The sequence below is a fragment of the Sphingomonas sp. genome (assembly GCF_042095875.1).
Taxonomy (GTDB): Bacteria; Pseudomonadota; Alphaproteobacteria; order Sphingomonadales; family Sphingomonadaceae; genus Sphingomonas.
Window position 1 is genome coordinate 1 of sequence record NZ_JBELMJ010000069.1, and the last position, 8,615, is coordinate 8,615.

An 8,615-nucleotide genomic window follows, 5' to 3' on the forward strand; every position below is an offset into this window, starting at 1 on the left:
GTTCCACGCGGTCGCTTGCTTGGTCATGGATCATCCGGTCGGGCCTGCGCCGCGCGGGCGGGCAGGGGAGGGTGGGGTAGTGTGGCTATCGCCCCGATGAGACGACGATGTCGAGCGCGCGCGTCGACAGCGGCGATAGGCCCATACAACGACGATCCAAACGCCGCGCCGCCGCGTTGGTGCGTCATGACCGAGGACATAACGGCCCTTCACGCACGGATGGAAGCCGCCGCCGCCGCGCTGGACTTCGAGGAAGCGCGGCGGCTGCGCGACCGCATCAACCTGATCCGCGGCGGCGCGAGCGGCAGCGACGCCGCCGCCGCCGACCCGAGCGGGCTCACGCGCCAGCAGCCCGGCGCGATGGGGCTCGGCACCAGCCGGCAGCGCGTCGAGCCGCCCGCCGGCTGGACACCGCCGCCGCGCCCCGACCTCATGACCAAAGGGCGCAAAAAACGCCGCTGAACCGTACGGCCGATAAGTCTCTCAAGGCTGCGACGCGCCCGATCGGCGGCGCGTTGTCGCCTCAAACGTCTAGGTTCGCCACCGACAGCGCATTGTCCTGGATGAACTCGCGCCGCGGCTCGACCACGTCGCCCATCAGGCGCGTGAAGATGTCGTCCGCCGCGTCCGCCGCCGCGATCTCGACGCGCAGCATCGAGCGGTTCGACGGGTCGAGCGTGGTTTCCCAGAGCTGCTCGGCGTTCATCTCGCCCAGCCCCTTGTAGCGCTGGATCGACAGCCCGCGCCGCCCGGCGAGCAGGATCGCGTCAAGCAACTGCGACGGCCGCGCGACCAGGGTCTCGCCCTTGCCGACGGTCACCGTCTCCTCGCCATTCTCGTCGGTCGGCTCGGCGTCGGCCGGTGCCTCGACCACGTCCGCCGCGCTGCGCGACGAGCGCACCAGCTTGGCGGCCTGCGCGTAGGCGTCGGCCTGTTCCGCCGCCAGCGTGTGCATCTTGCGCGCCTCCGCCGAGGCGATGAACGCCGCCTCGACGATATGGTGGTCGGTCACCCCGCGCCACAGCCGCTGGAAGTGGATGCCGCCTTCCTCCGTCACCTGCGCGGTCCAGGTCGCCTCGGTGTCGCCCTGGTCGAGCCGCCGCGTGACCTCCGCCACCGCCGCCACGCGCGCCGCGCGCGACGCCTCGGGATCGAGCGCGCCGCCCAGCGCCAGCGTCTCGATGATCGACGCGTCGTAGCGCCGCGGCACGTAGCGCATCAGCGTCCGCATCCGCCGCGCGTGATCGACCAACGCGCGCAGGTCGGCGTCGAAGCGCGTACCGCCCGCCGTCTCCAGCATGGTCGCGGCGACGCCCGCCTCGACCAGATATTCGTCGAGCGCGGCATCGTCCTTCAGATACACTTCGCTGCGCGCCTTGGTCGCCTTGTAGAGCGGCGGCTGCGCGATGTAGAGGTGCCCGCCCTCGATGATCTCGGGCATTTGACGGTAGAAGAACGTCAGCAGCAAGGTACGAATGTGCGCGCCGTCGACGTCAGCATCGGTCATGATGACGATCTTGTGGTAGCGCAGCTTGGCAAGATTGAAGTCGTCGCGCCCGATGCCGGTGCCCATCGCCTGGATCAGCGTGCCGATCTCGCGACTGGCGAGCATCCGGTCGAAGCGCGCGCGCTCGACGTTCAGGATCTTGCCCCGAAGCGGCAGGATCGCCTGGAAATGCCGGTCGCGCCCCTGCTTGGCGGAACCGCCCGCGGAATCGCCCTCGACCAGGAACAGCTCGGACTTGGCGGGATCGCGCTCCTGGCAGTCGGCCAGCTTGCCGGGCAGGCTGGCGATGTCCATCACGCCCTTGCGCCGGGTGAGTTCACGCGCCTTCTTGGCCGCCTCGCGCGCGGCGGCCGCGTCGATCACCTTGCCAATGATCGCGCGGCCGTGCGCCGGATTCTCCTCCAGCCACTCGGCCAGCTTGTCCGCCATCAGGCTTTCAAGCGGCTGGCGCACCTCCGACGAGACGAGCTTGTCCTTGGTCTGCGACGAGAATTTTGGGTCGGGCAGCTTGACCGAGACGATCGCGGTCAGGCCCTCGCGCATGTCGTCGCCGGTCAGCGTGACCTTCTCCTTCTTCAGGAGCCCCGTCTTGTCGGCGTAATTGTTGAGCGTGCGGGTGAGCGCCGCGCGGAACGCCGCGATATGCGTGCCGCCGTCGCGCTGCGGGATGTTGTTGGTGAACGCCAGCACGTTCTCGTAATAGCTGTCGTTCCACTCCAGCGCGACGTCGATGCCGACATCGTCGCGGTTGCCGTTGATCGCGATCGGCTCGGGCATCAGCGCGGTCTTGTTGCGGTCGAGGTACTTCACGAACGCGGCGATCCCGCCCTCGTAGAACAGCTCGATCGACTTCGGCTCCTCGTGACGCGCATCGGTGATGAACAGCCGCACGCCCGAATTGAGGAACGCCAGCTCGCGGTAGCGATGCTCCAGCTTGTCGAAATCGAACTCGGTGATCTTGAACGTGGAGGGCGAGGGCAGGAAGGTGACGCGCGTACCCTTCTGCCCCTCCGCCGCCGGGCCGACGACCTTCAGCGGCGCGACCGCGTCGCCGTGCGCGAAGCGCATGTAATGCTCCTGCCCGTCGCGCCAGATCGTCAGATCGAGGAACTCGGACAGCGCGTTCACCACGCTGACGCCGACGCCGTGCAGGCCGCCCGACACCTTGTAGGCGTTGGTGTCGCTGGTGTTCTCGAACTTGCCGCCCGCGTGCAGCTGGGTCATGATGACCTCCGCCGCCGACACGCCTTCCTCGGGGTGGATGCCGGTCGGGATGCCGCGACCGTTGTCGGTGACGCTGACCGATCCGTCGGCGTTCAGCTGGATGTCGATCCGGTCGCAATGCCCCGCCAGCGCCTCGTCGATCGCATTATCGCTGACCTCGAACACCATGTGGTGCAGGCCCGACCCGTCGTCGGTGTCGCCGATGTACATGCCCGGACGCTTGCGCACCGCGTCGAGCCCTTTCAGCACCTTGATCGAGGAGGCGCCATATTCGTTGGAATTGCTGTTCTGCGGGTCGCTTGCCATAGCGAGCATGTAGGGATTCATGGCCCGGAACGGAAGCGAAATGGGACGCTTCGCACCTCGCACGGGCGGAAACGTCCCGACCGTTCAGTAGCGTGCGAACTCGCTCGCGCGGCGCCCCAGCAGCGTCACCTCGACGCGGCGGTTCTGCCGCATCCCCGCCGCGGTGGCGTTGCTCGCGACCGGATCGCGCTCGCCGTGCCCGGCGACCGAGAAGCGCGCGCGCGTCACGCCCATCCGGTCGAACGCCGCGCGCACGCTGGCGGCGCGCCGCTCCGACAAATCCTGGTTGTGCGCCGCGGTGCCGCGCGAGTCGGTGAAGCCGTCGATCGCGACCCGCACGCCCGGATTGTCGCTGAGGTATCCGGCGAGCACACGCAGCTTGTCGATCGCGCCGGGGCGCAACCGGTCGCTGTCGGTCGCGAACAGCACGTCCTCCTGCAGCGTCAGCGTCGCGCCGCGCGGTGTCTGGCGGAACCCGTAGTCGTGCATCGCGCGGCGATCCCACCCGCGCGCCGGGCCGACGCGCGTTTCCTCGATCACCGTCACGCGCCCGGCGGCCGGCCAGGCGTAGCGCGCGCGGTTCGGCCCCGCGATGTCGAGGAACGCCTCGTTCGCCGCCCGCGCCTCGCGCGGCTGCACCCGGCCGTCGCGGTTGTAATCGAAGTTGCGCATGACAAAGGCCTGCCCGCGCGGGGACCGGCTCAGCTCGGGCACCAGCAGGCGGACGCCCGCGCCGACCAGCCGATAGTCGCCCGGCCGGTAATCCCAGCGTCCCTGCGCCGACGCAGGGACGGTTGCAGTGGCGGAAAGCGTCGCGGCCATGGCGACGATGAGTGAAAGTTGTTTCACGCGAATACTCCTGCGAACCCCCGCGGTGCGACCCTGATGCACGCGCGCGGTTGAACCGCGCTTGGACGGGGTCGTCAGCCGCGGTTCAGCGCAGCGGGCGCGCGGTCGCGCAGCGACAGGAAACACGCGCCCGCGCCCAGCAGCGCGATCGCCCCCGCGATCAGCGCCGCGTCGTAGTCGCCGAACGCGTCGTGCAGCCGCCCGAACCCGATGATCCCGATCGCGGTGCCGACCAGCGTCAGCGGCATCGCGCTGCCGTAGATCTCGCCGTAGCTGCGCAGCCCGAACAATCGCGCCGCCAGGAACGGCAGCAGGTCGTTCTCCGCCCCGTTCATCAAGCCCGCCAGGAACACCAGCGTCAGCACCACGGCGACGTGCGACGATCCCCAGGCGAGCCCCAGGAAGGCGAGCGCGGAGACGAGCGCGAAGGCAGCGGCGGCGGGCTGCGGCGGATAACGGTCGATCAGCGCGCCGATCAGCAGCCGCCCCGCGATCGCGCTGGCGCCGAAACTCGTCAGCAGCACCGCCGCCTCCGCGCTGTCGAGCCCGAGTTCGAGCCCCAGCGGCACGATCTGCGTGACGAGGCCCGTGGTCGCCAGATTGACCAGCATCGCCGCGGCGACGACGCGCCAGAACCGCGGGTCGCGCCGCGCCTGCGCCGCGGTCATTCCCTCGATTGGCGTCGCGTGCTCGGCGTCCTGGCCATCCTCGCCGGCAGGCTCGACCACCGTCGGCTGCGCGAGCGAGGAGGACGGCCGGATCACCAGCAGGATGAACGGCAGCGCCGCCGCGCTCGCCACCGCCAGCGCGACGAACCCGCGCCGCCAGCCCCAATGGTCGATCACCCAGCCGAGCGCGGGCGCCGCCAGGATCGTCATCACCGCCAGCCCCGAGGTCGCGATCGCCAGCGCGGTGCCGCGTCGGCGGCGGAAGCGCAGCGCGATCATCTTGCCGTACACCAGGCTGCTCGTGCCCGGCACCGCCAGCACCAGCAGCAGGATGCACGCCTGATACTGCCAGATCGCGGAACCGATCTCCGCCAGCAACAGATAGCCCGCGGCGAGCACCGCCGACGACGCCACGATGACCGGCCGCACCCCGACCCGGTCGGCGACGCGCCCGACCAGCGGCGCGATCAGCGCGCCGATCAGTGCGAGCCCCGCGGCGGTCGAGATCTGCCCGCGCGTCCAGCCGAACGCCGCCTCCAGCCCCGGCGTGAACAGGCTCGACAGATTCTGGTACAATCCCGGCCCGAACCCCGCACCCAGGATCGCGGCGACCACCACGCGCCACCCGCCGCGCCACTCGGACGCGGGCGGCAGCGCTTCGATGGCGGCAGGACGGGTCGGGGCAGGGGTCATCTCAGCGGCGCGTCCGCTGCCCGGCCACGATCATGCGCGAACCATGCCTGCCGGGTGAGCCACCGCAATGTCCATCGTCGCCCGCCCTCGCTCATGCGCAGAGGCTAGGCCCGCCACCGCTTGCGTCAACGCCCAACCGGCCGTGCGCGCGACCGTTCCGTCGCGCCGGTCGCGTCCGCCAATTCGGCGTGGGACCGCGGCCCGTCTCCGTCGCCCCCTCACAACTCGACGTGCAGCGCGCCTTCCGCCCCCGCGAACAAGGCGCGCTCGGTGCCCGTCATCCACACCTGCCCGCGCCCGCGCAGCCGCTGGAACAGCGCCGCGCGCCGTTCGGGGTCGAGGTGCGCCGCCACCTCGTCGAGCAGCAGCACCGGCGGGCTGCCGCGCCGTTCCGCGACCAGGTCGGCGTGCGCCAGCACCATGCCGAGCAGCAGCGCCTTCTGCTCGCCGGTCGACGCGAGCGCGGCGGGCGCCTGCTTGTCGACGTGGGTGACGGTCAGGTCGACGCGGTGCGGCCCGATCAGCGCTCGTCCCGCCGCCGCGTCACGCGCGCGGCTGCCGCGCAGCGCGGCGGCGAACGCGTCCGCGTCGTCGCGCCACCCTTCCAGCATGATCGACGCGCGCGGGAAATCGAGCGCTGGGGCGCCCTGCAACCGCTCCTCCAGCGCCGCCACGCCGCTGCGGCGCGCATCGTCCAGCGCGACGCCGTGGCGCACCATCTGCGCCTCCAGCGCGTCGAGCCACGCCGGCTCCGCCGCGTCCTCCGCCAGCAACCGGTTGCGGTCGCGCATCGCGCGCTCGTAGCGCTGCGTCTCGGCGGCGTGCGCCGGCAGCAGCGCCAGCGTCAGCCGGTCGAGGAAACGCCGCCGCTCACCCGCGGGCTCGACGAACAGCCGATCCATCGCCGGGGTCAGCCACAGCACCGACAGCCGCTCCGCCAGCGCGCCCGCGCTCGCCGCCGCCGCGTTGACGCGCACCACCCGCCGCTCGGGCGCGCTCGCCAGCGTGCCGGTCGCGACCTCGACCCCGTCGTCCAGCGTCGCCGCGACCCCGAACCCGCCCGCGCCGTCGCTGCGCGCCATCTGCGACAGGCTCGCGCGCCGCAGCCCCCGCCCGGGCGCCAGCAGCGACACCGCTTCCAGCACGTTGGTCTTGCCCGCGCCGTTATGCCCCGTCAGCACCACGAAGCCGCCGCCCGGCGCGAGTGCCAGGTCCGCGTGGTTGCGAAAGTCGGTGAGCACCAGCCGCGACAGCATCGCGCGCGTGCCTAGCGCGCTTTCCCGCGCGCCGACACCATCAAACGCGGTGGGCATAGGAAGGGGGGCAAACGCCCGCGTACGCGGCAAGGGACAAACGCCCGCGTGGGAAGGAAGGGGTGCAACACACCACACCGTCATCCCGGACCTGATCCGGGATCCCGCTTCTTGAACCCGCCAGAAGAAATAGCGGGACCCCGGATCAAGTCCGGGGAGATGTGAAGAAAGGACGCCAGTCGAACTGCTCGCCGCCCGAGCCCCCGCGCACTACGCCGCCAACCGCTCCGGCTCCGCCGCGCCCGCGCGTTCCTTCTGCGCGCTGAGGTACGACGCCATCGCCGGTCCCAGCTCGCGCTGCGCGCGTCGATACGCCACCGGCTCCTTGATGTTGAGCCGCCGCCGCGCCTCGTCGATCGGCTCGTGGAGCAACTCGAGGTAATCCTCGCCCGAAATCCACTTGGCCGCGCGGCCGTGGCGATAGCCCTCGATCACGGCCTGCGCGAACAGGCTGTTCTTTGTCACGCCCAGGCTCTTCAGCGACGCCGCGCCCGCGATGAACGCCCAGCCGAGCCCGCCGACCTGCGCGTAGCTGAACGCGACCAGCGCCGCTTCGCCCAAACTCTCGTCCGCCTGATATCCCGTCAGCACGTGCCAGATGTCGTGCGTGTCGCGGATGCGCCGCCCCATCCAGGCGTAGGGATGCACCATGTCCTGCTCGTCGGGCTGGAGCTTGCTGACTGCGACCAGCCCGTCGGCCGAATAGCCCGTGCTCTCCAGGAAATGCCGGTACGCCGCCCCGACCGTGCCGGGCGCGAAGCTGGCGACGAACGCCGGATCGGTGAAGCGCTCGGCCAACTCGACGTGGGCTAGCGCGATCCGCCCACCCTTCTCGGTCGCGATCAGCCGAGCGTAATTCTCCGGCGCGTTGCCGACGTTCAGCGCGCGCATGATGCGGAACACCTGCTGCGTATCGTCGCCGTTGTTCATCAGCTTCTTGATCGCGTCGAGCGCGGTGCGCCAGTCGCGCCTGCCATCGGTGCCGGGAAAGGGGGGAAGCGTAGCCATGCGTCGACTCCTTACTGACACGATTGTTAATAAGTGGTGGCGATGATGAGTCAATGCCTCTTGCGGTTGACGCAGCGTCAACGCGTAAGGTCGCCCGCATGGACACGTTCGACATCTCAGAGGTTGCGCGCCGCACCGGACTGACGACGCGCGCGCTGCGCTTCTACGAGGCGCGCGGACTGGTGCGCCCGCTGCGCACCGCCGCCGGGCGCCGCCATTATGGCGCGGGCGAGCTCGCGCGGCTCCACGCGGTAGTCGCGCTCAAGCGCGCCGGACTGCCGCTCGCGCGGATCGGCCAGGTGCTGCACGCGCGCGGCGTCGACCTGGCGGCGCTGGTCGCCGCGCAACTCGCCGAGGTGGAGGCGCGCGCCGCTGCGCTTGCGGAAACACGCACGCTGCTCCGCGACCTCGACCGCCGCCTCGCGCGCGGCGAACCGCTCGACCTGTCCGCGCTCTGCGCGCTCATCAACGAAGGAGACACCATGCAACAGGATTGGACCGCGATCTCGAACCGCTACCTATCGGCCCAGGGCGAGGCGGATTTCGCCGACGCCGCGCAGGCGCTGCCGCCGGAGTTCGATCAGAAGGCTTACGCCGCGGCGTGGAGCGACCTGTCGGCGCGGATCGCCGCCGCGCTCCCGCTCGATCCCACGTCGTCGGTCGCGCAGGCGTTCGTCGCCGAGTGGCAGGCGCTGCTCGCCCCGTTCACCGCGCTGGCGACACCGGCGATGACCGCGGGCGTCTCCGCGATGTACGACGACATGGCGAACTGGCAATCGGAACAGGCCCCGCCCTTCGCGCCCGAGATATGGTCGTTCATCCGCGCGGCGAGCGCGGCGGCGCGGGGCTAGGCCGGCAAGTCGACCAGCGCGTCGTCCGCCACCTCCGGCTCGGCACCGCGGCCGAGCAGCGCGGTGGTGGCGACGTCCATCGTCACGTTGCCGACGGTGCGGATGATGTCAGGGATCGTCTCCACCGCCACCAGCAACCCAAGCGGCGACACCGGCGCGCCCAGCGTCGCGGCGACCGGCGCGATCGCGCTGACGT

7 protein-coding genes and 1 pseudogene are annotated in these 8,615 nt (G+C 70.9%); 2 read left to right on the top strand and 6 right to left on the bottom strand.

Going from position 1 to position 8,615, the window contains the following annotated elements:
- Positions 1-186: 186 nt before the first annotated feature.
- Positions 187-462: a UvrB/UvrC motif-containing protein gene (locus ACFDS6_RS15870; protein ID WP_375273077.1), complete on the top strand. Its 276-nt coding sequence runs from the start codon at positions 187-189 to the stop codon at positions 460-462.
- Positions 463-523: 61 nt separating this feature from the next.
- Here ACFDS6_RS15870 and gyrB read toward each other — a convergent pair whose 3' ends face one another.
- The 5 genes from gyrB to ACFDS6_RS15895 all read right to left on the bottom strand — a co-directional run bounded on the left by gyrB (position 524) and on the right by ACFDS6_RS15895 (position 7,568).
- On the bottom strand, positions 524-3,037 hold the full coding sequence (gyrB, locus tag ACFDS6_RS15875) for a DNA topoisomerase (ATP-hydrolyzing) subunit B (RefSeq protein ID WP_375273083.1): 2,514 nt from the start codon (positions 3,035-3,037) through the stop codon (positions 524-526).
- Between the two features lie 84 nt (positions 3,038-3,121).
- Entirely contained in the window at positions 3,122-3,886 is a 765-nt protein-coding gene (locus ACFDS6_RS15880) for an OmpA family protein (protein ID WP_375273078.1), read from the bottom strand.
- A gap of 74 nt (positions 3,887-3,960) precedes the next feature.
- Entirely contained in the window at positions 3,961-5,247 is a 1,287-nt protein-coding gene (locus tag ACFDS6_RS15885) for an MFS transporter (protein ID WP_375273079.1), read from the bottom strand.
- 218 nt (positions 5,248-5,465) lie between these two features.
- Positions 5,466-6,503 carry a DNA replication/repair protein RecF gene (recF, locus tag ACFDS6_RS15890; protein ID WP_375273080.1) on the bottom strand — a complete coding sequence of 346 codons (1,038 nt, stop codon included), beginning with the start codon at positions 6,501-6,503 and terminating at the stop codon, positions 5,466-5,468.
- Between the two features lie 267 nt (positions 6,504-6,770).
- The gene (locus ACFDS6_RS15895; protein ID WP_375273081.1) at positions 6,771-7,568 is read right to left on the bottom strand and encodes a Coq4 family protein; all 798 of its coding nucleotides are present in this window, start codon (positions 7,566-7,568) and stop codon (positions 6,771-6,773) included.
- A 98-nt stretch (positions 7,569-7,666) separates the two neighbouring features.
- Between ACFDS6_RS15895 and ACFDS6_RS15900 the strand changes: the two genes are divergently transcribed.
- Positions 7,667-8,419 carry a MerR family transcriptional regulator gene (locus ACFDS6_RS15900; RefSeq protein WP_375273082.1) on the top strand — a complete coding sequence of 251 codons (753 nt, stop codon included), beginning with the start codon at positions 7,667-7,669 and terminating at the stop codon, positions 8,417-8,419.
- Here the strand turns inward: ACFDS6_RS15900 and ACFDS6_RS15905 are convergent.
- Positions 8,416-8,615, bottom strand: a pseudogene (locus tag ACFDS6_RS15905) (dicarboxylate/amino acid:cation symporter); the annotation flags it as partial. The gene ACFDS6_RS15900 and the pseudogene ACFDS6_RS15905 sit on opposite strands and share 4 nt — an antisense overlap.